This window comes from Rhizobium sp. Root274, from assembly GCF_001429245.1.
Lineage (GTDB): Bacteria > Pseudomonadota > Alphaproteobacteria > Rhizobiales > Rhizobiaceae > Allorhizobium.
In genome coordinates, this window is the sequence record NZ_LMJE01000007.1 from 809,536 (window position 1) to 825,236 (window position 15,701).

The following is a 15,701-nucleotide window of genomic DNA, read 5'->3' on the forward strand; positions in this document are numbered from 1 at the left end:
CAATCCGGGTGATTTGAGCCGCGACAGTAAGCCCCGTGCTTGGCACGCGTCAATAAAGCGCGGCCATCCGGTACAGTCCAATTCTGTGGAATACACGTGCGATCTGCCTGTACGGAAGCCAGGGGGCGAGATCGCACAGGAAAGCGGCAAACCGATGTGATCTTGCACGATAAAAGGCTTCTACCGGGCCATTTTGTTGACTTGCGCGATGCACCTGATATGGATCGCTCGCTTCTCATTTGGTCCTGTGAAAGGGCCGTGATTGACACTGCGAACCAGCGGACTAGCCATGATCTCTCCAGAAAAACATAACCGGATGGCGAACGCGATCCGTTTCCTCGCCATGGACGCCGTCGAGAAGGCCAATTCCGGCCATCCCGGTCTTCCCCTCGGCGCGGCTGACGTCGCCACGGTCCTGTTCGGCCGTTATCTGAAGTTCGATCCGAAGAACCCGCTCTGGCCCGACCGCGATCGTTTCGTGCTGTCCGCCGGCCATGGCTCGATGCTTCTTTATTCGCTGCTGTATCTGACCGGCTACGAAGACATGACGATCGAGGACATCAAGTCCTTCCGCCAGCTGGGCGCCAAGACCGCGGGCCACCCGGAATATGGTCATGCCTCCGGCATCGAAACGACCACCGGTCCGCTCGGCCAGGGCATTGCCAATGCTGTCGGCATGGCGATCGCCGAGCGCAGGCTCGCCGAAGAGTTCGGCTCGGACCTGCAGAACCACTACACCTATGCACTGGTCGGTGACGGCTGCCTCATGGAAGGCATCAGCCAGGAAGCCATCGCGCTCGCCGGCCATCTGAAGCTCAACAAGCTGATCGTCTTCTGGGACGACAACAAGATCACCATCGACGGCGCCGTCTCCCTCTCGGACTCGACCGACCAGATCGCCCGCCTGAAGTCCGCCAACTGGAACACGATCGAAGTCGACGGTCACAACCCGGACGAAATCGCAGCCGCCATCGAAGCCGCGCACAAGTCCGACAAGCCGACCTTCATTGCCGCCAAGACCATCATCGGCTTCGGCGCCCCGAACAAGCAGGGCACCCACAAGGTCCACGGCTCGCCGCTCGGCGCAGAAGAAATCGCTGCCGCCCGCAAGTCGCTCAACTGGGAAGCGGAAGCCTTCTCGGTTCCGGCGGACGTGCTGGACGCCTGGCGTCTGGTCGGCCTGCGCTCCAACAAGGCGCGCAAGGAATGGGAAGAGCGTCTGGCGAAGGCCGACACCGAGAAGCGTGCGGAGTTCAACCGTCGCTTTGCCGGCGACCTGCCGGGTGGCTTCGACACCGCCATCGACGCTTTCAAACAGAAGATCGCCGCCAACAACCCGACTGTTGCCACCCGGAAGGCTTCGGAAGACGTTCTGGAAGTGATCAACGGCTTGCTGTCGGAAACGCTCGGCGGCTCCGCCGACCTGACGCCGTCGAACAACACCAAGACCAGCCAGATGAAGTCGATCACCCCGACCGACTTCTCCGGCCGCTACATGCACTGGGGCATTCGCGAACATGCGACGGCCGCTGCCATGAACGGGATTGCGCTGCATGGCGGCCTGATCCCCTATTCCGGCGGCTTCCTGATCTTCTCCGATTATTGCCGCCCGTCGGTGCGCCTCGCCGCCCTCATGGGCATCCGCGTCGTGCATGTCTGGACGCATGATTCCATCGGCGTTGGTGAAGACGGCCCGACCCACCAGCCGGTCGAGCATTTCGCAGCGCTCCGCGCCATCCCGAACCTGCTCCTCTTCCGTCCGGCCGACGAGACCGAAACGGCGGAATGCTGGCAGATTGCGCTGAAGGAAAAGCACCGTCCGTCCGGCATGGCGCTCACCCGCCAGAACCTGATCCCGGCGCGCACCGAATACGAAGATAAGAACCTTTGCGCCCACGGGGCCTATGAGCTGATCTCCGCCAGCGACGCCAAGGTTTCGATCTTTGCCTCCGGCTCGGAAGTCGAAATCGCCATCAAGGCGCAGCAGCAGCTGGCGGCCAAGGGTATTCCGGCCCGCGTCGTCTCGGTCCCCTGCTTCGAACTCTTCTTCGAACAGGACGCCGACTACCAGGAAGCCATCATCGGCAATGCGCCGGTGAAGATCGGCGTCGAGGCTGGTATCCGCCAGGGCTGGGACGCGATCATCGGTTCGAACGGCGCCTTCATCGGCATGAAGTCCTTCGGCGCCTCCGGCCCGGCCAAGGATCTCTACAAGCATTTCGGCATCACCGCAGAAGCAGTCGTCGCGGCTGCCGAAGCCAAGCTTGCCTGACCTTCCCGCCAGGGCGTCCTTGTGGCGCCCTGACATTGCCCAAGAGCTCACTATTCAATCGGGAGTCCACCAATGACTGTAAAAGTTGCCATCAACGGTTTCGGCCGTATCGGACGTAACGTTCTGCGCGCCATCGTCGAATCCGGCCGCACCGACATCGAAGTCGTGGCGATCAACGACCTCGGCCCGGTCGAGACCAACGCCCACCTGCTCCGCTACGACTCCATCCACGGCAAGTTCCCGGCCGACGTGAAGGTCGACGGCGACACGATCATCGTTGGTGGCGGCAAGCCGATCAAGGTCACCGCCATCAAGGATCCGGCGACCCTTCCGCACAAGGATCTCGGCGTCGACATCGCGATGGAATGCACCGGCATCTTCACCTCCAAGGAAAAGGCCTCGGCTCACCTGACGGCTGGCGCCAAGCGCGTCATCGTCTCGGCCCCGGCCGACGGCGCTGATCTGACCGTCGTCTTCGGCGTCAACCACGACAAGCTGACCAAGGACCACCTGGTCATCTCCAACGCATCCTGCACGACGAACTGCCTGGTTCCGGTCGTCAAGGTCCTGAACGACTCGATCGGCATCGATCATGGCTTCATGACCACGATCCACTCTTACACCGGTGACCAGCCGACGCTCGACACCATGCACAAGGATCTCTACCGCGCCCGCGCGGCAGCGCTCTCCATGATCCCGACCTCGACCGGTGCTGCCAAGGCTGTCGGCCTGGTTCTGCCGGAACTGAAGGGCAAGCTGGACGGCACCTCGATCCGCGTGCCGACCCCGAACGTCTCTGTCGTCGACTTCAAGTTCGTTGCCAAGAAGACGACCTCGGTCCAGGAAGTCAACGACGCCATCATCGCCGCCTCGAACGGCGCGCTGAAGGGCATCCTCGGCTTCACCGACGAGCCGCTGGTCTCCCGCGACTTCAACCACGACAGCCATTCCTCGATCTTCGCCCTTGACCAAACGAAGGTTCTGGAAGGCAACTTCGTCCGCATCCTGACCTGGTACGACAACGAGTGGGGCTTCTCCAACCGCATGTCCGACACGGCAGTGGCACTGTCGAAGACCTTCTGATCCAGCCGGATCGACGGTACCAAAGGCGGGCTCGCAAGGGCCCGCCTTTTTCATTCGCTGGCACCAGTTCGGAAAACTTATTTGTTGCCCGTATGGAACTTTCCGGCGAGTCCGGTGTTGGCTTTGGTCGTGGCGCGGGATATGCAACCTTGTGGTTGCATTCAAAGGGTTTGTATGGTCGTTGACGGGGGAGAATGCGGACAGCTATTTCGCACGTTCGAATGGGCGAAGTCGTCACTTGGCCCTCAGGATCAGTGGCCATCGGAGCTGCGAACGTTGACGAGCGTGATGTTGGGTTCCCTGCAACCCATGCTGATCGTCTGGGGTCCGGAGCAGATCACCCTCTATAACGACGGCTACGCTCAGATGTGCGGAAATCGCCATCCGGAAGCCTTTGGCCATCCTTTCCGTGACCTCTGGTACGACATCTGGGACAAGGTCGATCCGATCATCTCAGCCGCCTATGCCGGTCAGGGCACCTCGATGGATAACATCGAGTTCGTCATGCACCGCAAAGGCTACCCGGAAGAAACGCACTTTTCCTTCTCCTACACGCCAGTCCGTGACCCTTGGGGCACCGTGCTCGGCATGTTCTGCGCCTGCTCCGAGATCACGGCGGAAGTCCTAATGCGCCGCGAACAGCAAACGATACGCGAACGGTTCATGCAGGTCTTCGAACTGAACCAGGGTGGCATCGCCATGCTGTCGGGCGAGAACCATGTCTTCGACTATGCCAACGAGCAGTACTACGCCATGATCGGCGAGCGCGACATCATCGGCAAGCCGGTGGCGGAAGCGGTCTCCGAAGTCGTCCGGCAAGGCTTCATTTCCGTTCTCGACAAAGTCTACCGCACGGGGGAACCCTATGTCGGGAAGGACGTGGCCATCGAACTGAACCGCGGACCTCAAGGCGAAAAGCAGAACCGCATCATCGACCTCGCCTACCAGCCGATGCGCGATCCCGACGGGCGGATCGCAGGCGTTCTCGTTCAGGCGCGCGATGTGACGGAGATGCGCGCCGAGGAGAAACACCGGGAGATGCTCTCGCATGAACTGGGTCACCGCCTGAAGAACCAATTGGCCATGGTCCAGGCCATCGCTTCGCAGACCTTGCGAAGTGCCCCGGATCTGCAAACCGCCCGTCGAACGCTTGCCGACCGCATCGGCGTGCTCGCCTATGCCCATGATGCCGTCATCAAGGGTGGAAACGGGTCCTCGAAAGTCGGTTATTTGGTGGCCCAGATGATGGCCCTGCATGACGACCCCATAGAGCCACGGATCTCAACGAACGGGCCCAACCTGAAGATCGGTTCGCGCCCATCCCTGTCTCTGTCGCTTATCCTTCATGAGCTTGCGACGAACGCCCTGAAACATGGGGCGCTGTCCTCGACCAACGGTCGCGTCCACCTCGCCTGGGGCATCGCTGGCGACCATGCTGATCGTTTCCATCTTTCCTGGAAAGAGAGTGGCGGCCCACCGGTCAGCCAACCGGTCTCGGAAAGCAGCGGCACCCGCCTCATCCGGGCCGGGCTTGCCGGCACCGCCGATTGCAAGATTGACTTCCTTTATGCCCCCCAAGGGTTCGAGTTCTCCCTGTCTGCCGATCTGGACGGTTTCCAGTTGGAACATTGATTGTGGAACAGATGACGAAAACGCGCCTGCTCGTTGTTGAGGACGATGGCCTCATTCGGCTCGATTTGGTTGACATGCTGACCGACCAGGGCTTCGATGTGCTCGACGCGGCCAATGCCGACGAAGCGCTGTCCGTTTTGGAAGGTGGCGCAGACGTGGCCGCAGTATTGACCGATATCGACATGCCGGGCTCGATGAACGGGCTCGCCCTTGCCTCTCGGGTGCACACGACCTGGCCAGGCTGCCGGATCGCGGTCATCTCGGGCCGTTACCACCCGGAACCGGAGCTGCTGCCAAACGGAGCCCGTTTTCTGACCAAGCCGTTGTCCGAGGCCGTCATTTTGCGTTTGCTACGGGAGCTCGACCTCCTCCCCACCGCATGAACAATTGCGAGTTGGCGGCAGAAAATTGAAATTTCGGCATGTCTTTTTTAAATCGCGCCCCACTCTGATCAAATTTGTCTGCCAGTTTAAGACATGCCGTTCGGCATTTCTGTTTGTTCCAGAAACATGTTTCCCTGTCCGCCGATCGGACAATGCAAGCCTCCCGCGGTTTGACAGCTGCGGGGTGGCGCGGGACACTGGGCGGCAGCAAGATGGATTTGGGAGAGGGTACTGGTTTTGACTGAGTTCTACGCCGTCACATTGGTCGCGACCGCGCTGGTACTCCTGGCTGCCTTCTCCAGTCTGATCGCTTTCCGCTTTGGCGCTCCGCTTCTGCTGCTTTTCCTCGGCATTGGCCTTGCCGCCGGCGTCGATGGCCTCGGCATCGATTTCTCCAACTTCCCCTTCGCCTATGTCGTAGGCTCGCTTGCACTGGCCGTCATCCTCTTCGATTCCGGTTACGGCACCTCGCTGCAGTCCTTCCGGCTTTCGGCAGCACCAGCGCTCACCATGGCGACCCTCGGCGTGCTGTTGACCACCGGCATCTTCGGCATCGCCGCCCATTTCCTGCTCGGGCTCGATTATCTGCAGGCGCTGCTGCTCGGCGCCATTGTCGGCTCGACCGATGCGGCCGCCGTCTTCTTCCTGCTGCGCATCGGCGGCATCAACATCCGCGACCGCGTGCGCTCCTCGCTGGAAGTGGAATCCGGCACCAACGATCCCATGGCCATCTTCCTTACGGTGGCTCTGGTCGAACTGATCGCCAAGGGTGGTAGTACCGATGGATTCGGCCTCGATATCCTTGTTCACTTTCTTGAGCAGATGGGCATTGGCCTTGCCTTCGGCCTGCTCGGCGGACTGGTGATTGTCTTCATCCTGCGGCGCATGCAGGTAGAGCGGGGCCTTGCCCCCATCTTCATGCTCGCGCTTGCGCTGATGATTTTCTCGTTTACTGGCATGGTCGGCGGCAGTGGTTTTCTAGCAGTCTATGTCGCCGGCATTTACGCCGGATCGCGAAAACTGCCCTCCAGCATCACCATCGGCCGTTTCCAGGACGGCATGACCTGGCTTGCCCAGATCATCATGTTCCTCGTGCTCGGGCTCTTGGCTACGCCATCGCAATTCCTCGGCATCCTGTTGCCGGCGGGGGCTCTCGCCCTGTTCCTGATCTTCATCGCCCGGCCGCTTGCCATCTGGCTCTGCCTGCTGCCCTTCGACTTCACCCAGCGCGAGACGGGTTTCATCGCCTGGGTCGGTCTGCGCGGTGCGGTCTCCATCCTGCTCGGCATTCTGCCGATCGTCGGCAACCTTCCCGATGGCCACATCTTCTTCAACACCGCCTTCATCGTGGTGATGATATCGCTGGTCATCCAGGGCTGGACCATCAAGCCGCTCGCCAAACGCCTCGGCCTGATCATCCCGCCGCGCATCGGCGCCATCGACAAGGTGGAACTGGATCTGCCGGGGACGGCAAACCACGAACTGCTCGCTTACCGCGTGGTCAAGGGCAGTCCGGTGCTGCGCGGGGAGCGCATTCCGCGCTGGGCCATGCCGTCACTCGTCATCCGAGACGGTAAGTCGATGCGTTATCAATATGCCGGCCGCCTACGTGAAAACGATCACGTCTATCTGTTCATCGCACCCAGCTATTCGCGGCTGCTCGACAGGCTCTTTGCGACCGAAGCGGCCGTTGCCGACGATGACACCGAGTTCTTCGGGACGTTTGCGATCTCACCGGCAACGCAGGTAAAGAACCTCGATGACGCCTATGGCCCCCTCTCCGTCTCCGACAGCGAGCGCGGAAAGACAGTCGCGGAACTGATCACCCAGCGCGTTGGCGGACGCGCCGACTATGCCGACCGCGTCCGTCTCGGCACCATTGTTCTCATCGTCCGCGACATCGACGAGAACGGCCATATTGCCTCTGTCGGCGTGTCCCTGGAGCCGGTGGCACCGGCAACGACGCTGCCGATCTTCCTCAACGTCCGCGAACTCGCCCATGCGTTTCGCGACTATCTGCGCCACAAGCACAAGACACCTGACGCGGGCTCGACGGGCGAAAAATGAACGTGCTTGCCTTGCACCGTCACACGAGCGGTGTAAGGTCCGGCTCATTCAACCAGCATTTCAGACGGGTACGACCATGCCGGCTTTCAAGACACTCGACGACCTCACCGACATCGCAGGCAAGCGCGTGCTTGTCCGCGTCGACCTCAACGTGCCGGTAACCGACGGCAAGGTTTCCGACACCACGCGGATCGAACGCGTCGCGCCGACGATCAAGGAATTGTCGGACAAGGGCGCCAAGGTCATCCTGCTCGCCCATTTCGGCCGTCCGAAGGGTGAACCGGTCGCCGATCAGTCGCTGTCGCTGATCGCGCCTGCGGTCGAAGAAGTGCTTGACCAGAGCGTCGCCTTTGCCTCGGACTGCATCGGGGCACCGGCAACGGACGCCATCGCCAAGATGGAAAATGGCGACATCCTGCTTCTGGAAAACACCCGCTTCCACAAGGGCGAAGAGAAGAATGAGGCCGGCTTCACCGCCGAACTCGCCAAGAACGGCGACATCTTCGTCAATGACGCCTTCTCGGCAGCGCACCGCGCGCATGCCTCGACCGAAGGTCTTGCCCATCACCTGCCCGCCTATGCCGGCCGCACCATGCAGGCCGAACTGGAAGCGCTCGAAAAGGGTCTGGGGAAGCCGACCCGCCCGGTCGTCGCCATCGTCGGCGGCGCCAAGGTCTCGACCAAGATCGACCTCCTGTCCAACCTGGTGACCAAGGTCGACGCGCTGGTGATCGGCGGCGGCATGGCCAACACCTTCCTCGCCGCACAAGGCATCAATGTCGGCAAGTCGCTCTGCGAGCATGACCTCGCCGACACCGCCCGCTCGATCCTGGAGACGGCCAAGACCGCCGGCTGCGCCATCGTCCTGCCTGTTGACGGCGTTGTCGCTCGTGAGTTCAAGGCAAACGCGGCCAATGAAACGGTCGACGTATCCGCAATCCCGGCAGACGCCATGATGCTTGATGTCGGTCCGAAGTCGGTGGAACTGGTCAACGGCTGGATCGAAAAGGCGGCGACCCTCGTCTGGAACGGCCCGCTCGGTGCGTTCGAGATCACTCCGTTCGACAAGGCAACGGTGTCGGCTGCCGAACATGCGGCCGCCCAGACCCGCGCCGGCAAGCTCGTCTCCGTCGCCGGTGGCGGCGACACGGTCTCGGCCCTCAACCATGCCGGCGTCGCCGATGACTTTTCTTATGTCTCGACCGCAGGCGGCGCCTTCCTCGAATGGATGGAAGGCAAGGAACTGCCGGGCGTAGCCGTCCTCACCAAGGGCTGATTATCGCCCCTTCCCCAACTGCATCATTTGAGCCGCGCAGTACAAGCTGCGCGGCTTTTTTGTTGCTCTAACGGAAGCCATGAGCCCTCGGGAACTTCCCCCGCGCCACCGGATTGTCCTGTCACATCAGAGACGGTGAATGGGCGATGAGACGGCTCCGGTTGAAAAGCGTTTAAAAAGTTTAAGTATTCAAACGATTGAAATGATTTCAATCGTTTCAATAGCTTAGGCGGCCATTTTCCCGTCGCCGAACTTCTGTTATCGCCGATATCAGGCTGTCTCGAAGAGATGGATCGGAGGCTAGATCAGGTCGTCAGGACCTTTTGATCGACAGAGCAACGGACAGACATGAGTGCGCTCAGCGCCAAGTCCAGGGATAGGAGTGAGATATGGTGGACGCGAAAATGTTGAACAAGATCACCTCGGCACCCGGCTTTATCGCCGCACTGGACCAGAGTGGCGGCTCCACACCAGGCGCCTTGCGTCTGTATGGCGTAAACGAAAGCGACTATCAGGGCGATGAGGAGATGTACCGCCTGATCCATGCCATGCGGGTGCGGATCATGAAGGCGCCAGCCTTCACCGGTGACAAGGTCATCGGCGCGATCCTCTTCGAACGCACCATGGACGGCGACGTGGATGGCGAAGATGTTCCCTCCTATCTGTGGAACAAGCGCGACGTCGTGCCCTTCCTCAAAATCGACAAGGGCCTGCTGGACGAGCAGAACGGCGTCCAGCTCATGAAGCCCATGCCCGATCTGGACGCGCTCCTGATCCGTGGCCGCAACAAGGGCATCTTCGGCACCAAGATGCGCTCCGTGATTGCAAAGGCCGACAAGGCCGGCATCGCCGCCGTGGTGCACCAACAGTTCGAGGTCGCCCGCCAGATCATCGGCCAGGGCCTCATGCCGATCGTCGAGCCGGAAGTCTCGATCAAATGCCCGACCAAGGCGGAAGCCGAGGTCATTCTGCGCGACGAAATCGCAGCACAGCTCGACAAGCTGCCGGGCGGTGAAAAGGTCATGCTGAAGCTGACCATTCCGACAGTCGACGACTTCTATGCGCCGCTGGTCGCGCACAAGTCGGTCATCCGCGTCGTCGCGCTCTCCGGCGGCTACAGCACGATCGATGCCTGCGACAAGCTGAGCCGCAACCACGGCATGATCGCCAGCTTCTCGCGCGCGCTCGCCGAACAGCTGCGCGTGTCGATGAGCGATGCGGAATTCAACACCAGCATCGCCAAGACCATCGAGCAGATCTATGCCGCAAGCGTGCATAAGGTCGGCGCGATGGCTGCCGAGTAAGGCTGCCCTGGCCCTATATAGTTGCCGCATCGGTAAACTTGTCATCAGGACACGAAAGCCCGGCACCCGCCGGGCTTCTTGCGTTATGGAGGTGCTCTGTACGAGCCTCGGAGCCAGTCCATGCGCAGTCTTGCCTTCGTCACTGTCGACGTTTTTACCGACATCCGCTTTGCCGGAAATCCGCTTGCCGTCATCACCGATGGCCGCGGCCTGGAAGATGCGCAGATGCAGGCGATCGCCGCCGAATTCGGCTACTCCGAGACCTCCTTCATCCTCCCGCCCCGTGACCCGGCCAACACCGCCGAGGTGAGGATCTTCACGCCCGTGACCGAAGTCCCCTTCGCCGGTCATCCGAATGTCGGCACGGCCCATGTCGTCGCGACACTCGGCAAGCTCTTTGGCCGGGAGGTTGGCGATCATCTACGCTTCGAGGAAAAGGCAGGCCTCGTTGACATCTCCGTCCGCCGCGCACCCGATGGCTCGGTCGCCGGCACCACGATCCGCGCCCCCCGACCGCTAACGATCGGGGCGACCATCACGTCAGAGGCGATCGCAGCCACTCTTGGTCTTCGCCCGGATGAGATCGAAACGGCACGCCACGCGCCGGTCTTCGCTTCGGTCGGCCTGAAGTTCATTCTGGTTGAGGTGACCGGGCTGGAAGCACTCGCGAGGGCGGCCTCACGGCTGGAACCGCTGGCTGCAGTTCGCGCCGCCCATCTGGCTGAAAACTGCGACTGCGCCACCTTCCTCTATACCTGGGTTGGCGCCGACCATGTGCGGGCCCGCATGTTTGCCCCCTTCGACAATGTCGTCGAAGATCCGGCGACCGGCAGCGCCTCGGCAGCGCTGGGTGCTTTTCTGACGACGCTGTCGGCACCCGCCGACCATCGCCGGCTTCGCATTGAGCAGGGCGTGGAAATGGGTCGCCGCAGCCTGATCGATCTCGACATCATCTCGGTGAATGGTCTCTTCGACCACGTCACCATCACCGGCGCCTCAGTCGAGGTGATGCGCGGCACATTGACTGTCTGAGCGTAAGGAACTTGTTGGTCGGATAGCGCGCGCCGGCGGGTCCATCCCTCATCCCCGCTTCGGGTCTTGCCCGGCGCGCGAACCGAACCTATATCGGCTCAGAGGACGACCTCCCCTTCACGGGTATCACTGCGGGACGACCCGCCTGTTTTCCCAGGAGGGAGAGACATGCGCAACGTCGCAGACCGCATTCGTCACGCCGTGAGTTTCGAACTCATCGGCCTTGCCATCATCACACCCATCGGCGCCTGGGCCTTCGGTATGCCGATGACAGACATCGGTGTTATCGGCATTGGTGCGGCCACTTTGGCCACCGGCTGGAACTACCTCTACAATCTCGGCTTCGACCATCTGCTGCAACGCTGGACCGGCACGACACTGAAGACGGTGCCAGTGCGAATTATCCATGCCATTCTTTTTGAAGCCGGTCTTCTGACGGTGCTCCTGCCCTTCATCGCATGGTATCTGGAGATCTCGATGTGGCAGGCCTTTGTCATGGACCTGTCGCTGTCGCTGTTCTACCTGGTCTATGCCTTCGTCTTCAACTGGAGCTACGACCGGCTGTTTCCGCTCCCGGAATGGCAGACGGAAACGTCCCGCTGACGGTCCCCGAGTGCTGGAGCTCCGGTCTAGCCATCACGGCCGGAGCAGCAGCGTCACCGACCAGGCGACAAAGGCCACCACGGCGAGCTTCCAGAAGTCCGAGCGTCGTCTCAGGCCCGGCAGGCCGAGCGGCTTGATGATCTGGATCAGCATGGCAAGCAGCAGAAAGGCGGATATAGCCTTGTTCATTCTCATTCCTTGTCGGCAGTGACCGATCTCGTCAAAAAGCGGCTGACGATCTTGCCATCGGCCCTGATAATCGCTGTGGACATACGCGCTGGGCCACAACGCTGTCACTTTTGCCCTCCACAGACTGTTCCCGCAAGCCCGGCGGGGTGTTCAGACAACGGTAGGAAGATGCGGCTAATATAGCAGTTCCATGCCGATAACAGGCTCGCCCAAACCCCGATCGATGAAGAATACCATGAGACGCAATCTCCTGCCCGTGATGGCCCTGCTTCTGGGCACGCTCTTCCTGTTTCTCGGCAACGGCCTCTACGGCCTCCTGCTGCCGGTACGCGGTGCCGCCGAGGGCTACTCGAACGAAGTGCTCGGCCTGCTCGGCACGTCCTGGGCCACCGGCTTCGTCCTCGGCTGCTTCGTCGCGCCCAAACTGGTCATGCGCGTCGGCCATGTGCGGGCCTTCTCCACCTTCGTGTCGCTGATCTCGGTGATCGCGCTCTTAAGCGGCATCATCATCGATGCCGAATGGTGGGTCGTGCTGCGCGCCATCACCGGCTTCTGCACGGCCGGCACCTCGATGATCATCGAAAGCTGGCTGAACGAGCGCGCCACCAATGAGAGCCGCGGCGCGATCTTCTCCTTCTACATCTCGATCACCCTGATCGGCGTTGTCGGCGGCCAGATGCTGGTCGGTGTCTTCGACCCGACGACCACCATCCTCTTCATGATCTGCGGCATCGTCTATGGCGTCGCCGTCATGCCGACCACCATGTCGACGGCCGCCTCTCCCCAGCCGTTGAAGTCGCTGAAGCTCGACCTGCCGCTCCTCTATCGCAACTCGCCCGTCTCCTTTGTCGGCATCCTGCTGATTGGCATCGCCAACGGCGCCTATGGTACGCTCGGCGCCGTCTTCGGCACCCGCGTCGGACTGGATGCGGCAACGATCGCCTCTCTGCTCTCCGTCACCATCTTCCTCGGCGCCGTCATGCAGTTTCCGGCCGGCAAGCTGTCCGACCGCATCGACCGCCGTTATGTGCTGGCTGCCCTCTCGGCCCTTGCAGCCTTCGCCGCTGTTGCCCTCGTCTTCACCGAGCCGACGAGTGCAACCTGGATCTTCATCCTTGTCGGCATCTATGGTGCTGCGGCGAACGCCCTCTACCCGATCGCGGTTGCGCATGCCAACGACTTCGCCAAGCCGGACGAGTTCGTGAAGGTCTCCGGGGGCCTGCTGCTCCTCTTCGGCATCGGCACCATCATCGGCCCGACCATCGGCGGTCCCGTCATGACGGCGGCGGGCCCCTACTCTCTGTTCACCGTGACCGCCATCGCGCACCTCTCGATCTCGGCCTATGCGATCTACCGCAGCCGCCTGCGCGCAGCGATCCCGGCCGAGGACCGCGAGAACATGCCGAACCTGCCGATCAGCGCCTCGCCGCTCAGTACACCGGAAAGCCTCAGCCTCGACCCCCGCGCAGCCCCGCTGCCGGAACAGGATGAAGAGCCCGAACTCAGGACAGGAACGAGCGGATGATCCAGGACGAGGACAACAAGAAGCCGAAGACGGAGCACCAGCTCGGCTGCGATCTCTCGGCGATCTCCGCCGATGAACTGAGGCACCGAATCAGCCTGCTGCAGGGGGAGATCGTGCGGATTGAGGCAGAAATCGAGCGCAAGGAAGCGAGTCGCAAGGCAGCAGACAGCCTCTTCGGTCCCAAAGTATAGATCACCTTTTCTTGCGTGAGCCGGCAAACGCCCCGGAAAGGACCATTTTTCCTCGTTCCGTTTACTTGGCGTTAAGCCTTTTCAGGGAAACTATCTTCATCCAGAGCTTCTGGACTCAGGCAGTTTCACCTCATGGCGATGGTCTGATTTTCTCCCTGTTTTACCTTAAGAGCCGCATTTGCGGCTCTTTTTTTGTCTAAGGTTTACGTCTGATCGCAAAATTGTGGGAATTAACCCTTCCTTAAGTTTCGCCTTGCGCATTTGGGGTAATGATTGCATCGTGCCTTCACCAAATGCGGCAGGAACAAGATCGTATCGCTCTCGTTACATGCCTTAGTGATGCGTTTTACAGGGAAACATCCATGTCTGAGCTCGGTATGAATACGGTTAGCTTCGCCGGTCGTGCAGCAGCATCCAGCCAGTTCAAGGCGACCTATGCCGAGGGCATGGGCCTGGTCGAAGAAACGGCAGCCTTCCTCGATGGCCCCGGCCGCGCAGCCGCCAAGGTTCTGCCGCGCCAGGCCTCCGTTCTTTACGCAGCCGAATCCATGCGCCTCACCACTCGCCTGATGCAGATGGCCTCGTGGCTGCTGCTGCAGCGCGCCGTCAACAATGGCGAGATGAGCCGCGATCAGGTTCTCTCGGAAAAGAGCAAGGTGCGCCTCGACGGCTTCAACGTCGACCGCAGCGCCCCTGGCTGGAACGATCTGCCGGAAGCTTTCCGCGATCTCGTCGAGCGTTCGCTGCGTCTGCAGAACCGCATCGCCCTGCTCGACCGCGAGATCTACCGCCCTGACGAGGAAGAGTTCCTGCCGGACAACGAAAACAGCGTCCAGGCCCAGCTCAACCTCCTGCGCACCGCCTTCAACGCCGGCTGATTCTATCAGCGACAGCACCACCTTTCAGCCGGCCTGCTTCTGCAGCGCCGGCTTTTTTCTGTCTTACTGATCATATTAGATTGTATTTTTCTCGTTTACAACTTTTAGCTTTATGTCATGCTGATCCCGGTTAAAACTGGGGGACAAGAACATGACGAAATTCATACTCTCGATCGATGGAGGCGGTATCCGGGGCCTCATTCCGGCAACCGTTCTCACCGTGCTGCAGGAGAAGCTCGCAAATCGCGGCAAGACCCTGCCGCTCTATAACTACTTCCACATGATTGCCGGCACCTCGACCGGCGCCATCATCGCCGCAGGGCTGTCGAGCCCGAAGCCGAAACAGTCCACGCAGCCGGCAGCGGATCCGAAGACGCTGGTCGATCTCTATAAGAAAAAGGGGCCCGAGATCTTCGACATCAGCATCTTTCGCAAAATCAGCAGTTGGGACGGCATCCTTGAGGAACGCTACGATGCGGCCCCCTTGGAAAAGATCCTGAAAGAAATGCTCGGGCCGAAGACCTTGATCAGTGACGCCCTGACAAAACTGCTGATCACGGGCTATGACATCGAGTCCCGGCGCGCGGTGTTCATGACCAACGCCGACAAGGACCACGAGAATTTTTACGTTTGGCAGGCGGTGCGGGGCTCGTCGGCAGCGCCGACCTATTTCGAACCGGCTATGGTCGAGAACCTGACGATGAGCAAACACGGAGAAGTGCCGAGCCTGCCGATGATCGACGGAGGCGTTTTCGCCAACGATCCGGCTATGGCCGCTTACGTCGAGGGCAGCAAACTCGGTTGGCGCGATGGCGGAGAGAAGATGGTGATCCTGTCGCTCGGCACAGGTTCGGCCTGCCGCAAGATCCCCTACCAGCAAGCGAAGCGCTGGGGCGCGGCGGGCTGGCTCAATCCCGCCAATGACACACCGCTGATCTCGGTGCTGATGCAGGGCCAGTCGAGCACCGCCTCCTATCAGCTGAACAAGCTGCTCAACCAGACGCCACCGGCTTTCGCAGACGGTGCAACCGTGATTACCGCGGCCAATCGCGCAACGACAGACTACTTCAGGCTGGACGCGCCGCTGGTGGGCGTCAACGACGCTCTGGACGATGCCACGCCGCAGAACATCGCCAAGCTCGAACGCTTCGGGCAGACGCTGGCCCAGAAGCACGACCAGGCGCTTGAGGAGATCGCCGACCGCCTCACCAGCCCCTGAAACTTTACCACCACCGCTGACGCAAAAAGCCCGGCGCGAAGGCCGGG

14 protein-coding genes are annotated in these 15,701 nt (G+C 61.1%); 13 read left to right on the forward strand and 1 reads right to left on the reverse strand.

Annotated elements, in window-relative coordinates:
• Positions 1–289 precede the first annotated feature (289 nt).
• The 9 genes from tkt (at position 290) to ASE36_RS12925 (ending at position 11,652) form a co-directional block, all read left to right on the forward strand.
• Positions 290–2,272, forward strand: a complete 1,983-nt coding sequence (tkt, locus tag ASE36_RS12885) for a transketolase (RefSeq protein WP_062279921.1) — start codon at positions 290–292, stop codon at positions 2,270–2,272.
• A gap of 72 nt (positions 2,273–2,344) precedes the next feature.
• Entirely contained in the window at positions 2,345–3,355 is a 1,011-nt protein-coding gene (gene gap, locus ASE36_RS12890) for a type I glyceraldehyde-3-phosphate dehydrogenase (protein WP_062279924.1), read from the forward strand.
• Between the two features lie 288 nt (positions 3,356–3,643).
• Positions 3,644–4,987, forward strand: a complete 1,344-nt coding sequence (locus ASE36_RS12895) for a sensor histidine kinase (protein WP_162244216.1) — start codon at positions 3,644–3,646, stop codon at positions 4,985–4,987.
• 11 nt (positions 4,988–4,998) lie between these two features.
• A complete protein-coding gene (locus ASE36_RS12900; RefSeq protein ID WP_062281344.1) occupies positions 4,999–5,370 on the forward strand; it encodes a response regulator in 372 nt (123 codons plus the stop codon).
• A 237-nt stretch (positions 5,371–5,607) separates the two neighbouring features.
• Complete coding sequence (locus ASE36_RS12905; RefSeq protein WP_156378645.1) at positions 5,608–7,437, forward strand: potassium/proton antiporter; 1,830 nt, start codon at positions 5,608–5,610, stop codon at positions 7,435–7,437.
• 76 nt (positions 7,438–7,513) lie between these two features.
• Positions 7,514–8,713, forward strand: a complete 1,200-nt coding sequence (locus tag ASE36_RS12910; protein ID WP_062279934.1) for a phosphoglycerate kinase — start codon at positions 7,514–7,516, stop codon at positions 8,711–8,713.
• A gap of 389 nt (positions 8,714–9,102) precedes the next feature.
• Positions 9,103–10,017, forward strand: a complete 915-nt coding sequence (locus tag ASE36_RS12915) for a fructose bisphosphate aldolase (protein WP_062279937.1) — start codon at positions 9,103–9,105, stop codon at positions 10,015–10,017.
• 120 nt (positions 10,018–10,137) lie between these two features.
• A complete protein-coding gene (locus ASE36_RS12920) occupies positions 10,138–11,049 on the forward strand; it encodes a PhzF family phenazine biosynthesis protein (protein ID WP_062279940.1) in 912 nt (303 codons plus the stop codon).
• 168 nt (positions 11,050–11,217) lie between these two features.
• Complete coding sequence (locus ASE36_RS12925) at positions 11,218–11,652, forward strand: PACE efflux transporter (RefSeq protein ID WP_062279943.1); 435 nt, start codon at positions 11,218–11,220, stop codon at positions 11,650–11,652.
• A 33-nt stretch (positions 11,653–11,685) separates the two neighbouring features.
• Here the strand turns inward: ASE36_RS12925 and ASE36_RS22870 are convergent, their stop codons facing one another.
• Positions 11,686–11,841, reverse strand: coding sequence for a hypothetical protein (locus ASE36_RS22870; RefSeq protein ID WP_167507710.1), 156 nt, complete (start codon positions 11,839–11,841; stop codon positions 11,686–11,688).
• 235 nt (positions 11,842–12,076) lie between these two features.
• Here ASE36_RS22870 and ASE36_RS12930 point away from each other — a divergent pair, with 235 nt between their 5' ends.
• From ASE36_RS12930 to ASE36_RS12945, 4 genes are all read left to right on the forward strand, one after another.
• Positions 12,077–13,366, forward strand: coding sequence for an MFS transporter (locus ASE36_RS12930; RefSeq protein WP_062279946.1), 1,290 nt, complete (start codon positions 12,077–12,079; stop codon positions 13,364–13,366).
• On the forward strand, positions 13,363–13,557 hold the full coding sequence (locus tag ASE36_RS12935) for a DUF1192 domain-containing protein (RefSeq protein WP_062279949.1): 195 nt from the start codon (positions 13,363–13,365) through the stop codon (positions 13,555–13,557). Before ASE36_RS12930 ends, ASE36_RS12935 begins: the two co-directional genes overlap by 4 nt.
• Before the next feature lie 362 nt (positions 13,558–13,919).
• Positions 13,920–14,435, forward strand: coding sequence for a DUF1465 family protein (locus ASE36_RS12940; protein ID WP_062279952.1), 516 nt, complete (start codon positions 13,920–13,922; stop codon positions 14,433–14,435).
• A 151-nt stretch (positions 14,436–14,586) separates the two neighbouring features.
• On the forward strand, positions 14,587–15,654 hold the full coding sequence (locus ASE36_RS12945; protein ID WP_062279956.1) for a patatin-like phospholipase family protein: 1,068 nt from the start codon (positions 14,587–14,589) through the stop codon (positions 15,652–15,654).
• Positions 15,655–15,701 lie beyond the last annotated feature (47 nt).

What these genes read in the sequence shown, in the direction of transcription:
- ASE36_RS12940 (WP_062279952.1), top strand. Translation starts at nt 13,920, where the DNA reads ATGTCTGAGCTCGGTATGAATACGGTTAGCTTCGCCGGTCGTGCAGCA.
- ASE36_RS12945 (WP_062279956.1), top strand. Translation starts at nt 14,587, where the DNA reads ATGACGAAATTCATACTCTCGATCGATGGAGGCGGTATCCGGGGCCTC.
- tkt (WP_062279921.1), top strand. Translation starts at nt 290, where the DNA reads ATGATCTCTCCAGAAAAACATAACCGGATGGCGAACGCGATCCGTTTC.
- ASE36_RS12920 (WP_062279940.1), top strand. Translation starts at nt 10,138, where the DNA reads ATGCGCAGTCTTGCCTTCGTCACTGTCGACGTTTTTACCGACATCCGC.
- ASE36_RS12895 (WP_162244216.1), top strand. Translation starts at nt 3,644, where the DNA reads ATGTTGGGTTCCCTGCAACCCATGCTGATCGTCTGGGGTCCGGAGCAG.
- ASE36_RS12915 (WP_062279937.1), top strand. Translation starts at nt 9,103, where the DNA reads ATGGTGGACGCGAAAATGTTGAACAAGATCACCTCGGCACCCGGCTTT.
- ASE36_RS12925 (WP_062279943.1), top strand. Translation starts at nt 11,218, where the DNA reads ATGCGCAACGTCGCAGACCGCATTCGTCACGCCGTGAGTTTCGAACTC.
- ASE36_RS12910 (WP_062279934.1), top strand. Translation starts at nt 7,514, where the DNA reads ATGCCGGCTTTCAAGACACTCGACGACCTCACCGACATCGCAGGCAAG.
- ASE36_RS12900 (WP_062281344.1), top strand. Translation starts at nt 4,999, where the DNA reads ATGACGAAAACGCGCCTGCTCGTTGTTGAGGACGATGGCCTCATTCGG.
- ASE36_RS12935 (WP_062279949.1), top strand. Translation starts at nt 13,363, where the DNA reads ATGATCCAGGACGAGGACAACAAGAAGCCGAAGACGGAGCACCAGCTC.
- ASE36_RS12930 (WP_062279946.1), top strand. Translation starts at nt 12,077, where the DNA reads ATGAGACGCAATCTCCTGCCCGTGATGGCCCTGCTTCTGGGCACGCTC.
- gap (WP_062279924.1), top strand. Translation starts at nt 2,345, where the DNA reads ATGACTGTAAAAGTTGCCATCAACGGTTTCGGCCGTATCGGACGTAAC.
- ASE36_RS22870 (WP_167507710.1), bottom strand. Translation starts at nt 11,841, where the DNA reads ATGAACAAGGCTATATCCGCCTTTCTGCTGCTTGCCATGCTGATCCAG.